Consider the following 17543-nt stretch of genomic DNA (forward strand, 5'->3'; position numbering starts at 1 on the left):
GACTTGGCTCCACGTTTTAAAGGGGTTTAACCCCCTGGTTTTCGAATTTCTCATTTGAGGCACTGGATTACATGGAAATCGGTCTGCGTGAGTGGCTGATCGTCATCGGCATTATCGTCATCGCCGGCATTCTCTTCGACGGCTGGCGCCGTATGCGCGGCGGCAAGGGTAAATTGAAATTCAGGCTTGACCGCAGCTACTCCAACCTGCCGGATGACGACGAAGCCACGTCGCCTGAGCTGTTGGGCCCGTCCCGGGTGCTGGAGTCGCAAAAAGAACCGGAACTCGACGAGCATGACCTGCCATCGATGAGCGCCGAAACGCGCGAGCCGCGTCGGCGCTACAACGACAAGAAGCCGCGCAAGGACGAGCCGCAGGCGGGCGACCTTGAGCTGGACGACGAAACCCCCAGCTTCTCGGCCCGTGATCGTGAGCGTGACCGCGAAGAAGTGCTGGTCGCGGAAGAAAAACCGGCCTCACGCACCTCGTCCGGCTATGGCAATGTATCTGACGACAAAGAGCAGACACCGCTGGAAGAAGTGCTGGTGATCAGCGTGATTTCCCGCGACGAAAGCGGCTTCAAGGGCCCGGCGCTGCTGCAGAACATCCTGGAAAGCGGCCTGCGTTTCGGTGAAATGGACATTTTCCACCGCCACGAAAGCATGGCTGGCAACGGCGAAGTGCTGTTTTCCATGGCTAACGCGATCAAGCCGGGTGTGTTCGATCTGGACGACATCGACCATTTCAGCACCCGTGCGGTGAGCTTCTTCCTGGGGCTGCCAGGTCCGCGTCACCCCAAACAGGCGTTTGACGTGATGGTTGCGGCGGCGCGCAAGCTGGCCCATGAGCTTAACGGTGAACTCAAGGACGATCAGCGCAGCGTGCTGACCGCCCAGACCATCGAACATTATCGCCAGCGCATCGTCGAATTCGAGCGCCGCGCACTGACCCAGCGCCGCTGAGCGAGGCGGGCGCGGCATGCAGGCCCGCCCGCGTTTCACCCCTTGCGTACTGAGCAGCCCCGGCTGCTCTTTTGCTTTTTGAGATTGAGAGAACACTTCCCATGAAGGCAGTCGAGACCCGAATCCTGGAACTGCGTGCAGAGCTGGATCAGCACAACTACCGCTATCACGTGCTGGACGAGCCGAGCATCCCGGACGCCGAATACGACCGACTGTTTCATGAACTCAAGGCGCTGGAAGCCGACCACCCGCATCTGGTGACCCCGGATTCGCCCACCCAGCGGGTCGGCAGTGCTGCCCTGAGCGCGTTCAGCCAGGTCCGTCATGAGCTGCCGATGCTCAGCCTGGGCAATGCCTTTGAAGAAACCGACCTGCTGGACTTCAACCGGCGGGTCGCTGAAGGGCTGGATTTGCCGGCCGGCGATCTGTTCGGCGGCGGTGCCACGGTGCAGTACAGCTGCGAACCCAAGCTCGATGGTCTGGCGGTCAGCCTGCTGTACCGTGATGGCGCACTGGTGCGCGGCGCGACCCGTGGTGACGGCACGACCGGTGAAGACATCAGTGTCAACGTACGGACCATTCGCAATGTGCCGCTCAAGTTGCACGGCACGGGCTGGCCTGAGCTGCTTGAAGTGCGCGGTGAAGTGTTCATGTCCAAGGCCGGTTTCGAAAAACTCAATGCCAGCCAGGCCGAAGTGGGTGGCAAGACCTTTGCCAACCCGCGTAACGCGGCGGCTGGCAGCCTGCGGCAGCTGGATTCGAAGATCACTGCCAGTCGCCCGCTGGAGTTCTGCTGTTATGGACTGGGCCAGGTCACTGCAGATATTTCCGACACGCATGTAGGTGTACTTGAGCAACTTAAAGCCTGGGGGTTGCCGGTCAGCCGCGAATTGAAACTGGCTGATGGCGTTGAGCAGTGTCTTGAGTACTACCGTGATATCGGTGAGCGGCGTTTAACCCTGCCCTATGAAATCGACGGCGTGGTGTTCAAGGTCAATAACCTGGGTTATCAGCGTGAACTTGGCTTTCGTGCCCGTGAACCGCGCTGGGCCATTGCTCACAAATTCCCGGCCCTCGAAGAGCTGACCGAACTGCTGGATGTGGAATTTCAGGTTGGCCGCACCGGCGCAGTCACGCCTGTAGCACGCCTCAAGCCGGTCAAGGTGGCAGGGGTCACGGTGTCCAACGCCACGCTGCACAACATGGATGAAGTGGCCCGTCTGGGGGTGATGATTGGCGACACCGTGATTATCCGCCGGGCCGGTGACGTGATTCCGCAGGTGGTACAAGTGGTCACCGAGCGGCGCCCCGAGGACGCCCGGCCGGTCGCAGTGCCAGAAGCCTGCCCGGTGTGTGGCTCGCATGTCGAGCGCACCCAGCTGGTCAAGCGCAGCAAGGGCAAGGAAACCCTTAGTGAAGGCGCGGTGTATCGCTGTATTGGCCGTCTGGCCTGCGGTGCACAGCTCAAACAGGCCATCATCCATTACGTATCGCGCCGCGCCATGGATATCGAAGGGCTGGGCGACAAGACCATCGAGCAACTGGTCGATGAAAAACTCATCGGCTCGCCAGCGGACCTGTACGCACTCAAGTACGAGCAGATCATCGACCTGGAAGGCTTTGCCGAGGTGTCGACCAACAAGCTGCTCAAGGCCATTGACGACAGCCGGCAGCCGCCGCTGGCCCGCTTTATCTACGCGTTGGGCATCCCGGATGTCGGTGAAGAGACCGCCAAGGTTCTGGCCCGCTCGCTGGGCGCGCTGGCGCGGGTCAGGCAGGCCTTGCCACAAGTGCTCACCTACCTGCCGGACATCGGCCTGGAAGTGGCCCACGAGATCCACAACTTCTTCGAAGACCAGCACAACCGCAACGTCATCGACGCCTTACTGGGCGAGCGGGGCCTGAAGCTGCAGGACGAAGGCGAACTGAGCGCGGACTTCGCCGCCAGTGCGACCCTGGGCAGCCTGCTCGACAAGCTGCACATCCCGTTTGTAGGGCCGGGCGGTGCGCAGAAGCTGGCCGAGCGTTTCGGCTCGCTGGAGGGCCTGCTACAGGCCGACTGGCTGGACATGCGCCAGGCTTTGCCAGAGAAACAGGCCAACTCGGTGCGTGAGTTCTTTGCCAATCAAGACAACGTCAAGCGCGCCCAGGCCATCGAAGCCCAGCTCAAGGACTTCGGCATGCACTGGCAAAGCGAAAAGAAAGTGGTCGAAGGCTTGCCGCTGGCCGGTCAGACTTGGGTGCTGACCGGCACGCTGGAGCGCATGAGCCGCGACATCGCTAAAGACAAACTGGAAAGCCTCGGTGCCAAGGTCTCAGGCTCAGTGTCGGGCAAGACCCACACCGTCGTCGCCGGCCCCGGTGCCGGCTCCAAGCTGACCAAGGCCAACGAGCTGGGGGTCAAGGTGCTGGATGAAGATGCTTTCGTTGAGTTTCTGGCCGGGCAGGGCATCAGCGTCTGACGCGGCATGGCTTTTTTGCGGCGCTCATGCTGCCTCTGCGGGAGCGAATGGGGCGCTGTATCGTTAAACCTGTTGTGGCAGTTGTCAGTAGGGGCTGTTGCCGTTTCAGTGCAGGCCGCGTTGCAGCGCCAAATCGTGTCAGGCGAGGCGAAGGGCGCAGGAAATGGTCGCTCCCTTTTCAAGTCCTTCAACGACGCATGACGCGATTTGGGGCGCAACCCGCAGGGCCGTGGCTGTTTTGTCACACGCACTCCAACAGAGTGACCTCTATGCTGGCCGACAAAACAGACCTCGGCGCGGTTGTGATGAAACGGCAACAGCCCCTAAACCAGGCAGCGAATAAACGGAACCCCTGTAAACACCCATGATCTAGTCATGCAGGCCTACAGGGGAATCCGCCATGTTCCAGTTCTTCGAGCAGTTGAGTTCGCGCATCGCCGCGCCGTTCATCGGTGAAACCCGGCGCAATAGCAAAGTCTGGCAGTGCCGTTGCGGCCAGTCGGTGTTTTTCCCCAATACCCAATGCCTGGCCTGCGAAGCCGCGCTTGGCTGGCTGCCGGAGCAGGGCCGGGTCGTGGCGCTGGAACCGGCCGGTGAAGCCGGTAGCTGGCGGGTTGCGGATGAGGCGGGCGAGGGTGTTTATCGGCGCTGCGCCAACCTGGCAACGCCGGCGGCCTGCAACTGGCTGCTGCCGGTGCACGATGCCGGAGACTTCTGTGTGGCCTGCAGCCTCAATCGCACCATCCCTGACATGAGCATCCCGGAAAACCACGAGCGCTGGCGCAAGGTCGAGACCGCCAAGCGGCGCTTGGTGGCGCAGCTGATCGGCCTGGGCCTGAAGGTCATTCCCAAGAGCGTGGATGAACAGCGCGGCCTGGCCTTCGACTTCATCGGCATCGACCTGGAGGGCCGCAAGCCCACCACTGGCCACGCCAACGGTTTGATCACGCTGGATATCAAAGAGGCCGACGACGCTCACCGTGAGGCGGTGCGGGTGCAGATGCGCGAACCCTATCGGACCTTGCTCGGGCATTTTCGCCATGAAGTCGGCCACTACTACTGGGACCGGCTGATTGCCAATACTCACTGGCAAGCGCCGTTTCGCCAGTTGTTCGGCGACGAGCAAGCCAGCTACGCCGATGCGCTGGAGCGGCATTACCAGAATGGTGCACCTGCCGACTGGCAGGCCCGCTATGTCAGTGCCTACGCCACCATGCACCCTTGGGAAGACTGGGCCGAAACCTGGGCGCATTACCTGCACATGGTCGATGCGGTCGACACTGCACTGGGTTTTGGCATGAGCGCCCGTGACATGGAGCTGGACTACCAGCCATTCCCGCTCGACACCCTCTACCAGCCGCAGCACCCCGGCGGTCCTGCGTTCCTGGCCTTCGTCAACGCCTGGATTGAACTGGCCAGCATGCTTAACGAACTGTCGCGCAGCATGGGCCAGCCGGACTTCTACCCCTTCGTCCTGACCCCGGCAGTGATCGCCAAGCTGCACTTTATCCACCTGGTGATCCAGGAAGCGGGCGGCAAGGCGGATGAGGTGGTGCAGGTCTGAAGAACTCGCAAGGGACAGCGTCGAGCCTGGTAGGAGCGAGCTCGCTCGCGAAAAGGCCGGTTGGGGCAATGCATCTTCATCGTCTGAACCGCCGCCACCGCCAGCACCCAAGTGCTTGAAGCCCTTAAAATTTTTAATCTCAATCAAAGGTTGTAACTTCGCGTCAGACCGGTACAATGGCGCGGCTCGCTGATGGCGAGCTGCGTTATGGTGACCCCACCGGTCCCCCCGCAACGATTACCCGTTAACCTGGTCAGGTCCGGAAGGAAGCAGCCATAGCGGGAACATTGTGTGCCGGGGTGTGGCTGGTGGGGTTGCCACCTTTCTCAAGGCTTGTTCAAGCCGTCTTTGCTTAAAACAAATCTCAGGCCATTAGTACCGTCATCTCCGTCAATCGTGAGTATGTCTTCGGCCGGGCTTGTTGTCGCGCCAATACGCCTCTTTCAGGCTCATAACCGGGTTATCATGCCGCCCAGTCCACCGCGAGCCTTTCTATATTCATGTTCACCATCACCCGTCTGGAAAACCCGCCGCCCGAGTCGATCAAGAACCAGATCATGCAGATGGTCGTCGATTACGTGACCGATATCGGCATGGCGGGCATCTTGCCCAGCAACCCCTTGTACCCGCTGTACCAGTACGGGGTCGGCTTTGAGGTCAACCGGTATCAGGAAGCCATGGACGGGTCGTTGGGGTTGTCGGTGGAGCTGGTACTGGCGCTGGATGCTGAAGATCCGGCCATGGTCGTCGGCTTTTTGCTCTATTTGCCTTATGAAGACGATCCCCAGGCTTGCGCGGTCGCCTATATGGCGGTGCTGGCCAGCCGGCGTCGGCAGGGTGTGGCGCGGGGCATGCTGGCGGCGATGCTGGCGCGTTATCCGCACGCCGAACTGGCCTGTTTTGCCAGCAAGGTGCCATGCTTTGAGGCACTGGGCTTTCAGGTGCTGGGCGCGCGCGGGCCGCAGGTGTTGATGAACAGCCATTCGCGCAGTTCCGATGGGCGGCTGGCGGTGCTGGATGTCGAGCCGATCTACCGCAGCGAGCAAGTGCAACAGATCCACGCTTACCTGCTTAACCGTCATGGTCGGCGAGCGATGATCGATGCCGAGAAGAGCCGTGACCGCAACCTTGATCGCCTGGCGCGCCAGGCCGATGCATTGGTAGCCGAGCGGCTGGGCGAGGGCGCGTTGAATGCCGACCGGCGGCCGCTGCGCCTGGTTCAGGCGCCGGGTACGGACGTGTAACGCTCGATGATCTGCTGAATCTCTCCGGATTCGGTCATGTTCTGCAAGCTGTCCAGAATCTGCCTGACCGGCAGTGCCGGGTCGTTGCGTACCACGCAGGCGGTGGGCTGTTCGCTGATTACTGACACCACTTTCAGGCGCTGCGCGGCGGGCAGTTCACGGTTGATCCAGTTCATCGTCAGTTCGTTGCTCACTGCATAGTTATAGCGAGCGGCTACCAATTTGCGCAGCACATGCTCCTGGTTGCGCGCATCTTCACGCACCAGATTGTGGCGGTCGAACAAGTGTTGCAGTTGCGGGTAGTTATAGCCCAGCACGGTGCCGACCACTTCGTTGTCGAACTGGTCCGGGTAAGGGCCGACGGTGACCGGCGAGGCAAGCAGCAGGTCACGCTGGATCAGGATCGGCTGGCTCCAGAGAAAATCACCTTTCAAGGGTGTGATCCAGGCTTTGGCGGTGTAGCAGCGCACGTCGATTTCTGCGCTTTCCAGGGCGGCCTGGATGCGCAGGCGCGGCAACACATGAAATTCGGCCGGGCGCCCGACCTGCTGTGCCACGCGGGTCATGATATCGAACAGAATGCCGGAAGTAGGCTGATGTTCGTCGATCTCGGCCAGTGGCATCGACCAGCTTTCGGACACCGCAAACCGCAGCGCAGGCTCATTGGCCGTGCTGGCCTGGCTGACCAGCAATAACAGGCTCAGCAGAATGCGGTGCATGGAGCCTCGCGGGGATCAACGGATTGAATTGACGGCATCGGCAAAGATTCTGACAGTGTAGATCGGGCTCTGTTCGTACTCTCGCTGCTCAGGGTAGCCGAGAGCAGATGCAATTTTAGCCTTCCTCCATTAGCATTGGCGGTCTTTCTGCTACCAGTCGCGACGGATTTCAATGAGTTATCAGGTTCTTGCACGTAAATGGCGTCCGCGCTCGTTCCGCGAAATGGTCGGCCAGACCCATGTGCTCAAGGCCCTGATCAACGCTCTGGACAGTCAGCGGCTGCACCATGCTTATCTGTTTACCGGTACGCGCGGGGTGGGCAAGACCACCATCGCGCGGATCATTGCCAAGTGCCTGAACTGCGAAACCGGGATCACTTCAACCCCGTGCGGCAGTTGCTCGGTGTGCCAGGAAATCGACGAAGGGCGCTTTGTCGACCTGATCGAGATCGACGCCGCGAGCCGCACCAAGGTCGAAGACACCCGTGAACTGCTGGATAACGTGCAGTACGCACCGAGCCGCGGGCGCTTCAAGGTCTACCTGATCGACGAAGTGCACATGCTCTCCAGTCACTCGTTCAATGCCTTGCTCAAAACGCTGGAAGAGCCGCCGCCCTACGTCAAATTCATCCTGGCGACCACTGATCCGCAGAAGCTGCCGGCCACCATTCTGTCGCGCTGCCTGCAGTTTTCCCTGAAGAACATGACCCCGGAGCGGGTGGTCGAGCACTTGAGTCATGTGCTCGGTGCCGAGAACGTGCCGTTTGAAGAGGATGCCCTGTGGCTGCTGGGCCGCGCCGCCGACGGCTCGATGCGTGATGCCATGAGCCTCACCGACCAGGCGATTGCCTTCGGCGAGGGCAAGGTGTTGGCCGCTGACGTGCGGGCGATGCTCGGCACCCTGGACCATGGTCAGGTGTTCGACGTACTCGGTGCGTTGCTCGCAGGCGATGCCCGGGCGCTGCTTGAAGCCGTGCGCCACTTGGCCGAGCAAGGCCCTGACTGGAACGGCGTGCTGGCGGAAATGCTTAACGTGCTGCACCGGGTGGCGATTGCCCAGGCGTTGCCTAAGGCGGTCGATAACGGCCATGGTGACCGCGACCGGGTATTGGCGTTGGCCCAGACCCTGCCCGGCGAAGACGTGCAGTTCTATTACCAGATGGGCCTGATCGGCCGCCGCGACCTGCCGTTGGCACCGGACCCGCGAGGTGGTTTCGAGATGGTCCTGCTGCGCATGCTGGCATTTCGTCCCGCCGACAGCAGCGATGCGCCGAGCCAGGCGTTAAAGCCAGTGGGGGTCAGCCAGGCCAAGGCTGATCCCCGCCCGACACCGGCCGCCGCGGTCAGCCCGGTCTCTGCCGCCAGCCAACAGTCCGCGCCGGCACCGGCGCCCGCCATCGAGCCCGCCCGCCCGGCACCGCAGGCGGCCCAGCCGGCCATTGCCCGGCCTGAGCCCGCGGCTGCTCCGGTGGTTGAGCCTGCGCCGGTTATGGCGCCTGAGCCAGTCGTCGAGGCTGCCGAGGTCGTTGATCTGCCGTGGGAAGACTCGCCTGCCAGTGCCCAGCCAGTCCCGGCCACGCCGATCACTCCTGAGCCGGTGCTGGACACCGTCGCCGAGCCTCCCGAGCTGCCGTCGATGCCGGTGCCCACGCCGGCCAGTCCGGTGCCGGATGCGCCGCAAGTGGTCGAGCCTGAGGCGCTCGCGCAGCGCAGTGCCGGTGCGCTCGAAGACATCCCCGACAGCGCCTACCTGTCGGCCCCGCAGCAGCGTGATGACGAGCCGCCGCAGGATGACGATTATGTCGAGCCGGATATCGATATCGACCCGGCCTCGTTCAGCTACCTGGACGAGCTGGCCCAGGATCATGTGCACGCCGATGAAGCCCCGGAGCCTGAGCCTGAACCGGCGGCAATGCCGGCCACCGGGCTTGCCGCGCAATGGCTGGAAATCTTTGCGCAATTGCCGATTTCTGGCCTGACCGGCAGTATTGCCGCCAACTGCACGCTGATCAGCGTTGAGGGCGACCGTTGGTTGCTGCATCTGGACCCTGGGCACGGCGCGCTGTTCAACTCGACCCAGCAGCGGCGCTTGAGTGAGGCGTTGAACCAGTACCACGGCAGTCCGATCCAATTGACTATCGAGCTGATCCGTCCGCAGCAGGAAACCCCGGCGCAAGCGGCGTCACGTCGGCGTGCCGAACGTCAGCGCCTGGCGGTGGCCTCGATCCACGCCGATCCGCTGATCCAGCAGCTGATGCAGCAGTTTGGCGCGGTGGTGCGTGAAGATACGATCACTCCGGTGGACGCCGCGCAATGATTGACGGCACGCTGTCAGTGACGGCGTGCAAACCAAGTAACCCCCTATTTCGAGGAGATATCCCATGATGAAAGGTGGCATGGCTGGCCTGATGAAGCAGGCCCAGCAAATGCAGGAAAAAATGGCCAAGATGCAGGAAGAGCTGGCCAACGCGGAAGTCACCGGCCAGTCGGGCGCAGGCCTGGTCAGCGTGGTGATGACCGGCCGTCACGACGTCAAGCGCATCACGCTGGATGACAGCCTGATGCAGGAAGACAAGGAAGTGCTCGAAGACCTGATCGCCGCCGCCGTCAACGACGCGGTACGCAAGATCGAGCAGTCCAGTGCCGAAAAGACCGCCAGCATGACTGCTGGCATGCAGCTGCCGCCAGGCATGAAGCTGCCGTTCTGACGGCCGTTCACTGCTGTACACGATGCCAGGCTTGCCCTGGCATCGTGCTTTCTGGCCATTGTTGATCGAACATCAGACGGCGAAGGTGGTCTGCTTTTTATACCCCCAATGCATTCAAGGAGAGGTCCCGATGACCCAAGAGCTGATCCTCAACCAACGTATTGTGCTGGCTTCACGCCCGAAAGGCCGTCCGGTTCCGGAGAACTTTCGTCTGGAGCGTGAAGCACTGCCAGAGCTCAAGGGCAGCCAGGTGCAACTGCGTACTCTGTATCTGTCCCTCGACCCCTACATGCGTGGCCGGATGAGCGACGCGCCGTCCTACGCCGATCCGGTGGCGATTGATGCGGTGATGGAAGGTGGTGCGGTCAGTGTGGTTGAGCAGTCGCTGGACTCGCGGTTTCAGCCCGGTGACCTGGTGGTTGGCCAGACCGGCTGGCAGAGCCACAGCATCAGCGATGGTTCGGCCCTGATCAAGCTGCCTGCCGACTTGCCCAACCCGTCACTGGCGCTGGGTGTGCTCGGCATGCCAGGCATGACCGCTTACATGGGCCTGATGGACATCGGCAAACCTCAGGCCGGCGAAACCCTGGTGGTCGCGGCGGCGTCCGGCGCGGTCGGCTCAGTGGTAGGTCAGGTCGCCAAGCTGCACGGCCTGCGGGTGGTCGGTGTGGCCGGTGGCACGGACAAATGCCGTTATGTGGTCCAGGAGCTGGGCTTTGATGCCTGCATCGACCACCGCAGCGAGAACTTTGCCAGTGAACTGGCCGAGGCCTGCCCCAAGGGCATCGATGTCTACTATGAACTGGTGGGCGGCAAGGTCTTCGAAGCGGTGCTGCCGCTGCTCAATCCACGTGCGCGTATTCCGCTGTGCGGGGTGATTGCCCAGTACAACGCTCAGGGCGAATTTGCTGGCCCCGATCAGTTGCCATTGCTGATGCGTACGCTGCTGACCAAGCGCATCGTCATCGAAGGCTTCATCGTGTTCGAGAAATACGCCAGCCGTCGTCAGGAGTTCATCGACGCCATGACCCCGCTGGTCACCAGCGGCAAGGTCAAGTTCCGCGAAGACGTGGTACAGGGTCTGGAAGCTGCGCCAGAGGCGTTGATCGGCCTGCTTGAGGGGCGCAACTTTGGCAAACTGGTGGTCGAGGTTTCCCGGCTTTGATTGACGCTGACGACAAGGCGCGGGTATAAACCGCGTCTTTCGATTATCCGGGATCTTTGTTCATGAGCTTCAGCCCCCTGATTCGCCAACTGATCGATGCCTTTCGTGTGTTGCCAGGCGTCGGCCAGAAGACCGCCCAGCGCATGGCATTGCAGTTGCTGGAGCGTGATCGCAGCGGCGGCTCGCGGCTGGCACTGGCGCTGCAACAGGCCATGGACGGGGTCGGGCACTGCAAGAGCTGCCGGACCCTGACCGAACAAGACCTCTGCCCGCAATGCGCCGACCCGCGCCGCGACGATACGCTGCTGTGTGTGGTGGAGGGGCCGACCGACGTGTACGCGGTGGAGCAGACCGGCTATCGAGGTCGTTACTTCGTCCTCAAAGGCCACCTGTCGCCCCTCGATGGGCTTGGCCCCGAGGCTATCGGCATTCCACAACTGATCGAGCGCATCGACAGCCAGGGCACCTTCACGGAAGTCATCCTGGCGACCAACCCCACTGTCGAAGGCGAAGCCACCGCGCACTACATCGCCCAGTTGCTCAACGACAAAGGCCTGATCGCTTCACGCATCGCCCATGGCGTACCGCTGGGCGGCGAGCTGGACCTGGTCGACGGCGGCACCCTCGCGCATTCCTTTGCCGGGCGCAAGCCGATTACCCTGTAAGCCCAATGCTGTTCAGGTAAGCACTGCGGACCCAGTGGGAAGAGCCGGCCGGCGCCCCGGTCTGCTCGCGAAGAGGCCGGTAAAAACACTACATCTGCTGCGAATGTGCCGCCGTCTTCGTTGGCAACCGGAGCGCCGGCCGGTCGCCAACGAAGGCGGCGGCGCATTAGCGATATATCTTGCGCAGCTTTCGCGACCAGGCTCGAGCCCACCACGTCTCGCCGAAAAACCACTGCATTGGTCGTACAACCACACCCATAGAAAGCTCTTTGCCCTCGCCGGGGCATTTCGCCGTACCTCCGAAAACCTCCGGTATATAAGCCTTTAGTCGATGTCGGCGCGCTTTCAAAATGCGTTGTACGATAACATATATCATGCCAGAATTATTTTGAAACAAATTGCCTCGTCGCTGGAAGACGGTAAGGGGCGATCACCAGCAATCTAAAAATAATTCAGGTGAAACATGAAAATAAAAGGCATCCGGTGGTGGATGGTCAGCCTCGTGACGGCTGGCCTGGTGGTCAACTATCTAGCCCGCAATACCCTGTCCGTGGCCGCGCCTACGTTGATGACCGATCTGTCGATCACCACCGAGCAATACGCCAAGATCGTCGCTGCCTGGCAGCTCTGCTACGCGTTCATGCAGCCGGTCGCCGGCTGGATCATCGACTTCATCGGTACCAAACTGGGCTTTGCGGTGTTTGCCCTGGCCTGGTCGGTCGCCTGTGCCGGTGCGGCCTTGGCCACGGGTTGGCAGAGCATGGCGTTCATGCGCGGCTTACTGGGTATCACCGAAGCAGCCGGCCTGCCGGCGGGGGTCAAGGCCACTACCGAGTGGTTCCCGGCCAAGGAACGCTCAGTGGCTATCGGCTGGTTCAATATCGGTTCCTCGCTGGGCGCATTGCTGGCACCGCCACTGGTGGTGTGGGCGATCCTGCACAGCGGCTGGCAGTTGGCCTTTCTGGTGGTCGGTGGCTCCGGGGTGGTGTGGACTGTGGCGTGGATGCTGCTGTACAAGCACCCGCGCGACCAAAAGCGCCTCAGCGAGGCCGAGCGCGACTACATCCTGAGCGGTCAGGAGTCCCACTTTAAAGTCGAGAAGCGTGAGAAGGGCGCCTGGAAACGCATCTTCAAAGAGCGCAACTTCTACGCCATCGCTTCGGCACGCATCCTCTCCGAGCCGGCCTGGCAGACCTTCAACGCCTGGATCCCGCTGTACCTGATGACCGAGCGGCACATGAACATCAAGGAAGTGGCCATGTTCGCCTGGCTGCCGTTCCTGGCGGCTGACATCGGCTGTGTACTGGGCGGTTACCTGAGCCCGTTCTTTCATCGCCACTTCAAGGTCTCGCTGTTCACCTCGCGCAAGATGGTCCTGGTGTTCGGGGCCAGTTGCATGATCGGCCCGGCCTGCATCGGTCTGGTGCAAAGCCCTTACACCGCCATCCTGCTGCTGTGCATCGGCGGGTTCGCGCACCAGACTCTGTCTGGCGCGCTGTACTCAATCACCTCCGACTCTTTCAGCAAAGACCAGGTGGCGACTGCCACTGGCATGGGCGGCATGTTCGGTTACCTGGGCGCCGCAGTGTTCACCCTGGTGTTCGGCATCCTGGTTACCCAGATTGGCTACAGCCCGCTGTTCGTAGTGCTCGCAGCCTTCGATATCGTTGCTGCGGTGCTGGTCTGGAAGGTTGCGCGGGAGATTCGCAGCGAACCTGTCCGTGAAGCGCCTTTGGCCAGCGGCGGGACGCTCACGCCCGGTCACTGATTGATGTAACGACAAACCCCGCCAAATGGCGGGGTTCTTTGTTTCAGAGCAGCAATATCAGGCTTCTGCATGCCGGCCCTTGAACGCAGGGTTCAGTCGAACGGGCCGACCGCCGCGAAGGCCCCGCCCTGGTATACCATGCTCGGATCGTCAGCCGCGGGTGCTGGCTGCGCTTCAACCTTGGCGCGAAATGGCTCAGAGCTGTCCTTGGGTGTATAGCCGAGGTGCGCGGCATGGCGGTTGTCCCACCACTGTGGCGTATTGTCGGAGGCACCATAGACGATGGTGTGGCCGACATCGGCAGTGAACAGCCCGCGCTCAATGAGCTGCACCAGGTCGTCGTAGCTCAGCCAGGTGCACAGCATGCGCCGATTGTTCGGTTCCGGGAACGATGAGCCGATGCGGATGCTCACCGTCTCGATGCCGTAGCGGTCGAAATAGAAACTGGCCATGTCTTCGCCATAGCACTTCGACAGGCCGTAATAGCTGTCCGGACGACGGGGCGAGTGGGCGTCGATGCGCTCGTCTTGCCGGTAGAAACCGATGGTGTGGTTGGAGCTGGCGAAGATCACCCGCTTGACGCCGTGTTTGCGCGCTGCCTCGTAGATGTGGAACACGCCGCAGATGTTCGGGCCGAGTATGGCTTCGAAGGAGTGCTCGGTGGACACACCGCCGAAATGCACGATGGCATCCACACCAGCCACCAGTTCGTGAACGGCAGCCTTGTCGGCCAGATCACAGGTCACCACTTCTTCATGGGGGCCAGCAGCCGGGGCCATTACGCTGATATCGGAAAGACGCAGGATCTCGGCGCAGCCCTTGAGGCGTTCACGCAGCAGGGTGCCCAGCCCGCCGGCAGCTCCCGTGAGCAATAGGCGGTTGAAGCGGGGAGTAGTCATCGCCAGGGTTACCTAACTGTTATTAATGTTGTGCGTTATCGTATGACTTGGAAATTATCCATGGCCGCAAAAGCGCCTGTCAACGACTGTTCCAGCACGGCAGGCCAGCCTTTGGTCGTGTAGCCAGGGTGGGGCAGGCCGTTAACATGCTGCCCCGGCGCTCCGGTTGCCGGAGTGCCGGACCACGATTATTTGTAGAAGCTATTCTGATCCGGCCTCTTCGCGAGCAGAGCGCCTTCCCACATCACGTGTCTGGCGCTGAGTCTGCGAGCGACCCGGATTTTATCGGAGGGCGCCGCTCTTACCGCTGCACGTCAGCTCAAAGCTCATCCAGCGCAAAGCTGGTGAGGCTGAAGGTCGGCACCTGCAGGTCATTCAGGCGTTTTGAGCCACCCAGCTCCGGCAGGTCGATGATCGCCGCCGCCTCATGAACCCTGGCGCCCATGCGGCGAATCAGGTTAACCGCCGCCGTCAGCGTGCCGCCCGTGGCAATCAGATCATCGAACAGCACCACACTGTCGCCGTCGCACAGGCTGTCAGCGTGCACTTCCAGAAAGGCTTCGCCGTATTCGGTCTGGTAACCCTCCGACAACACGTCGGCCGGCAACTTGCCTTGCTTGCGAAACAGCACCAGCGGTTTGTTCAACTCGTAAGCCACCACCGAGCCGATCAGAAAGCCGCGCGCGTCCATCACACCGATCTGGTTGAAATCAGCGTCGATATAGCGCTGTACGAAATGATCAATCACCTGGCGGGTCGCCTTGGGCGACTGGAACAGCGGGGTGATATCGCGGAACACCACACCGGGCTTGGGAAAGTCCACGACAGGCCGGATATGGGACTTGAGCAGGGAGACATCGAAAGACATGCGTACAATCCAGAACAGGTTTGCCCGACAGTATAAGCCGTGCTGCTCTGGATCGCAGTTGGGCACCTCTAAAAACTACCTACGTTGCCATCGCTGCGTTGAAGCCAGGCTCAGAATGCTCATTTACAACCCGTAAACTCTGCTTCTTCGCCTGTCTTCGCCTTGCGCTGGCTGCCTCGCTTACGTTTTTAGAGGCGCCCAGTTGTTCTCAACTTTCAGCGTGCAACCGGCAGTGGCTCAGCTTTCCATCGCGCCACCGGCCAGGGCGCACAGCTGGATCGGGTCAATGATGTGGATTTCCTTGCCTTCGGCGGCAATCAGCTCGTTCTGCTGGAAGCGGGTAAAGACCCGCGATACGGTTTCCACGGCCAGGCCCAGATGGTTGCCGATTTCGTTGCGCGACATGCTCAGGCGGAAATGGTTGGCCGAAAAACCGCGGGCACGGAAGCGCGCCGACAGGTTGACCAGAAAGGTCGCGATACGCTCATCGGCGGTTTTTTTCGACAGCAACAGCATCATCTGTTGATCGTCACGAATTTCCCGGCTCATTACGCGCATCAACTGGCGGCGCAGTTGCGGCAGTTGCACCGACAACTCGTCGAGACGCTCGAAGGGGATTTCACACACCGAGGTGGTCTCCAGTGCCTGGGCCGATACCGGATAGGCTTCGGCGTCCATGCCCGACATACCGACCAGCTCGCTGGGCAGGTGGAAACCGGTCAGTTGTTCGGCGCCGCCGTCACTGATGCTGAAGGTTTTCAGGGCGCCTGAGCGCACGGCGTAGACTGACTCGAACGTATCGCCCTGACGGAACAGGAACTCACCCTTCTTCAAAGGACGGCCTCGCTTGACGATCTGGTCCAGCGCATCCATATCTTCCATGTTCAGCGAGAGGGGCAGGCACAGCGGGGCGAGACTGCAATCCTTGCAGTGAGCCTGATTATGAGCACGTACCTTGACTGGCTCGGACATCACTTGATTCCTTGTGGGAGAAGCACACATAGGATGTAAGGGTAACTCAGGCGTGATGACTTGGGCCAGCATGGCAGCTCTACCTTGATGTCTTATTGATATCATATGACGCGTGAAAACCGTTGGCTGCTCGCAGGGTTGAGATAAGCATCAAACAGCATGCACACGGCGCGCACCAGCAACCGACCGGCCGGTAGCACGCGGATACCGTGGTCATCCATCACGATCAAACCGTCGCGGCACATGTTCAGCAACGGTGGCCAGAGTTCATGGAAATAGCTGCGAAACTCGATGGCAAAGGCTTGCTCTATGGCGGCGAAATCCAGTTCGAAGTGGCAGATCAGTTGCTGGATGACCGCACGGCGGATACGGTCGTCCTGATTGCACAGCAGCCCGCGCTTGGTCGCCAGTTGATCGCTGGCCAGCAGGCTCTGATAGTCGCTGAGGTCGTTGCTGTTCTGGCAATACAGGTCACCGATCTGGCTGATGGCCGAGACCCCGAGGCCGATCAGGTCGCAATGGCCGTGAGTGGTGTAGCCCTGGAAATTGCGTTGTAGCGTGCCTTCTTCCTGAGCAATGGCCAGTTCGTCGTCGGGCAGGGCGAAGTGGTCCATGCCGATGTAGCGATAGCCGGCCCCGGTCAGTTGTTCGATGGTGCGCTCAAGCATGCGCAGTTTCTGTTCCGGTTTGGGCAGGGCGTTATCGTCGATGCGCCGCTGCGGCATGAAGCGTTCGGGCAGGTGGGCGTAGTTGAACACCGACAGCCGGTCTGGCTGCAGGGCGATCATCTCTTCCACCGTGCGCGCGAAGCCTTCCGGCGTTTGCAGGGGCAGGCCGTAGATCAGGTCGATATTGACCGAGCGAAACTGCAGGGTGCGCGCCGCTTCAACAATCGCCCGGGTTTGCTCCAGGCTTTGCAGGCGGTTGACGGCGCGTTGCACCGCCGGGTCCAGGTCCTGCACGCCGAGGCTGACCCGGTTAAAGCCCAGCTCGCGCAGCAAGCCCATGGACGACCAGTCGGCTTCGCGGGGGTCGATTTCGATGCCGTAGTCACCGGAGTCATCTTCCAGCAGGTTGAAGTGGCTGCGCAGGCAGGCCATCAATTGGCGTAGCTCACCATGGTTGAGAAAGGTCGGCGTGCCGCCGCCCAGATGCAGTTGCTCGACCACCTGATCGGGTGCCAGATGGCAGGCCAGGGTCTTGATTTCATGCTCCAGGCGCTGCAGATAGGCCGGGGCGCGGCTGCGATCCTTGGTGATCACTTTATTGCAGGCGCAGTAGTAACAGATGTTGGCGCAGAACGGGATGTGCACGTACAGCGACAACGGGCGACGCGCCTTGCGGCTGTCACGCAGGGCATGCAGCAGGTCGAACGTGCCCACCTGCGTGCTGAACTGCACGGCGGTGGGGTAGGAGGTGTAACGCGGTCCTGCCAGATCGTAGCGACGGATCAGGTCAGAATCCCAACGAATGACGTCGAGCATGCGGGCATTCCCCTGGTTAGGCTGGCGATGCCCGAGTCTAGATCAGCGTGGGCAGGCGGATCT

At 61.3% G+C, this 17543-nt stretch carries 14 protein-coding genes and 1 other RNA gene; 10 read left to right on the forward strand and 5 right to left on the reverse strand.

All coding sequences use genetic code 11. The features are described from left to right. Positions 1-71 precede the first annotated feature (71 nt). From zipA to NJC38_RS00115, 5 genes are all read left to right on the forward strand, one after another. Positions 72-962, forward strand: coding sequence for a cell division protein ZipA (zipA, locus tag NJC38_RS00095; RefSeq protein ID WP_045489821.1), 891 nt, complete (start codon positions 72-74; stop codon positions 960-962). A 101-nt stretch (positions 963-1063) separates the two neighbouring features. Further along, entirely contained in the window at positions 1064-3424 is a 2361-nt protein-coding gene (gene ligA / locus NJC38_RS00100) for an NAD-dependent DNA ligase LigA (RefSeq protein WP_253110071.1), read from the forward strand. 400 nt (positions 3425-3824) lie between these two features. Then, a complete protein-coding gene (locus NJC38_RS00105; RefSeq protein ID WP_253110073.1) occupies positions 3825-4988 on the forward strand; it encodes a putative zinc-binding metallopeptidase in 1164 nt (387 codons plus the stop codon). A gap of 217 nt (positions 4989-5205) precedes the next feature. Beyond that, positions 5206-5302, forward strand: an RNA gene (gene ffs / locus NJC38_RS00110) — signal recognition particle sRNA small type. A gap of 186 nt (positions 5303-5488) precedes the next feature. Continuing rightward, positions 5489-6232 carry a GNAT family N-acetyltransferase gene (locus tag NJC38_RS00115; RefSeq protein ID WP_253110075.1) on the forward strand — a complete coding sequence of 248 codons (744 nt, stop codon included), beginning with the start codon at positions 5489-5491 and terminating at the stop codon, positions 6230-6232. Here the strand turns inward: NJC38_RS00115 and NJC38_RS00120 are convergent. Next, positions 6208-6951: a transporter substrate-binding domain-containing protein gene (locus tag NJC38_RS00120; RefSeq protein WP_045489828.1), complete on the reverse strand. Its 744-nt coding sequence runs from the start codon at positions 6949-6951 to the stop codon at positions 6208-6210. The genes NJC38_RS00115 and NJC38_RS00120 overlap by 25 nt on opposite strands. Positions 6952-7123: 172 nt before the next feature. Between NJC38_RS00120 and dnaX the strand changes: the two genes are divergently transcribed. From dnaX to NJC38_RS00145, 5 genes are all read left to right on the forward strand, one after another. Continuing rightward, the gene (dnaX, locus tag NJC38_RS00125) at positions 7124-9268 is read left to right on the forward strand and encodes a DNA polymerase III subunit gamma/tau (protein ID WP_253110077.1); all 2145 of its coding nucleotides are present in this window, start codon (positions 7124-7126) and stop codon (positions 9266-9268) included. A gap of 64 nt (positions 9269-9332) precedes the next feature. Further along, positions 9333-9659: a YbaB/EbfC family nucleoid-associated protein gene (locus NJC38_RS00130; RefSeq protein WP_045489832.1), complete on the forward strand. Its 327-nt coding sequence runs from the start codon at positions 9333-9335 to the stop codon at positions 9657-9659. Positions 9660-9789: 130 nt separating this feature from the next. Beyond that, positions 9790-10824 (forward strand): NADP-dependent oxidoreductase, encoded by a 1035-nt coding sequence (locus NJC38_RS00135; protein WP_253110079.1) that lies wholly within the window; start codon positions 9790-9792, stop codon positions 10822-10824. A 62-nt stretch (positions 10825-10886) separates the two neighbouring features. Next, entirely contained in the window at positions 10887-11489 is a 603-nt protein-coding gene (gene recR / locus NJC38_RS00140; RefSeq protein ID WP_045489836.1) for a recombination mediator RecR, read from the forward strand. 463 nt (positions 11490-11952) lie between these two features. Next, on the forward strand, positions 11953-13257 hold the full coding sequence (locus tag NJC38_RS00145) for an MFS transporter (RefSeq protein WP_253110081.1): 1305 nt from the start codon (positions 11953-11955) through the stop codon (positions 13255-13257). 92 nt (positions 13258-13349) lie between these two features. On the opposite strand, the gene NJC38_RS00150 is transcribed toward NJC38_RS00145, so the two are convergent. The 4 genes from NJC38_RS00150 to hemN all read right to left on the reverse strand — a co-directional run bounded on the left by NJC38_RS00150 (position 13350) and on the right by hemN (position 17480). Then, positions 13350-14156, reverse strand: a complete 807-nt coding sequence (locus NJC38_RS00150) for an NAD(P)-dependent oxidoreductase (RefSeq protein ID WP_253110083.1) — start codon at positions 14154-14156, stop codon at positions 13350-13352. Positions 14157-14475: 319 nt separating this feature from the next. Then, the gene (locus tag NJC38_RS00155; RefSeq protein WP_045489838.1) at positions 14476-15024 is read right to left on the reverse strand and encodes an adenine phosphoribosyltransferase; all 549 of its coding nucleotides are present in this window, start codon (positions 15022-15024) and stop codon (positions 14476-14478) included. 237 nt (positions 15025-15261) lie between these two features. Then, positions 15262-15996 (reverse strand): fumarate/nitrate reduction transcriptional regulator Fnr, encoded by a 735-nt coding sequence (gene fnr, locus NJC38_RS00160; RefSeq protein WP_045489840.1) that lies wholly within the window; start codon positions 15994-15996, stop codon positions 15262-15264. Between the two features lie 101 nt (positions 15997-16097). Next, the gene (gene hemN, locus NJC38_RS00165) at positions 16098-17480 is read right to left on the reverse strand and encodes an oxygen-independent coproporphyrinogen III oxidase (RefSeq protein WP_253110085.1); all 1383 of its coding nucleotides are present in this window, start codon (positions 17478-17480) and stop codon (positions 16098-16100) included. Positions 17481-17543: the final 63 nt, after the last annotated feature.

Origin of the sequence: Pseudomonas sp. 21LCFQ010 (assembly GCF_024129905.1) — a bacterium.
GTDB lineage: Bacteria > Pseudomonadota > Gammaproteobacteria > Pseudomonadales > Pseudomonadaceae > Aquipseudomonas.

Excerpts from the sequence above, each read along its gene's own strand:
- zipA (WP_045489821.1), top strand. The coding sequence starts at position 72 with ATGGAAATCGGTCTGCGTGAGTGGCTGATCGTCATCGGCATTATCGTC.
- NJC38_RS00135 (WP_253110079.1), top strand. The coding sequence starts at position 9,790 with ATGACCCAAGAGCTGATCCTCAACCAACGTATTGTGCTGGCTTCACGC.
- NJC38_RS00155 (WP_045489838.1), bottom strand. The coding sequence starts at position 15,024 with ATGTCTTTCGATGTCTCCCTGCTCAAGTCCCATATCCGGCCTGTCGTG.
- NJC38_RS00145 (WP_253110081.1), top strand. The coding sequence starts at position 11,953 with ATGAAAATAAAAGGCATCCGGTGGTGGATGGTCAGCCTCGTGACGGCT.
- fnr (WP_045489840.1), bottom strand. The coding sequence starts at position 15,996 with ATGTCCGAGCCAGTCAAGGTACGTGCTCATAATCAGGCTCACTGCAAG.
- ligA (WP_253110071.1), top strand. The coding sequence starts at position 1,064 with ATGAAGGCAGTCGAGACCCGAATCCTGGAACTGCGTGCAGAGCTGGAT.
- NJC38_RS00115 (WP_253110075.1), top strand. The coding sequence starts at position 5,489 with ATGTTCACCATCACCCGTCTGGAAAACCCGCCGCCCGAGTCGATCAAG.
- recR (WP_045489836.1), top strand. The coding sequence starts at position 10,887 with ATGAGCTTCAGCCCCCTGATTCGCCAACTGATCGATGCCTTTCGTGTG.
- NJC38_RS00105 (WP_253110073.1), top strand. The coding sequence starts at position 3,825 with ATGTTCCAGTTCTTCGAGCAGTTGAGTTCGCGCATCGCCGCGCCGTTC.
- NJC38_RS00120 (WP_045489828.1), bottom strand. The coding sequence starts at position 6,951 with ATGCACCGCATTCTGCTGAGCCTGTTATTGCTGGTCAGCCAGGCCAGC.
- NJC38_RS00130 (WP_045489832.1), top strand. The coding sequence starts at position 9,333 with ATGATGAAAGGTGGCATGGCTGGCCTGATGAAGCAGGCCCAGCAAATG.
- dnaX (WP_253110077.1), top strand. The coding sequence starts at position 7,124 with ATGAGTTATCAGGTTCTTGCACGTAAATGGCGTCCGCGCTCGTTCCGC.
- hemN (WP_253110085.1), bottom strand. The coding sequence starts at position 17,480 with ATGCTCGACGTCATTCGTTGGGATTCTGACCTGATCCGTCGCTACGAT.
- NJC38_RS00150 (WP_253110083.1), bottom strand. The coding sequence starts at position 14,156 with ATGACTACTCCCCGCTTCAACCGCCTATTGCTCACGGGAGCTGCCGGC.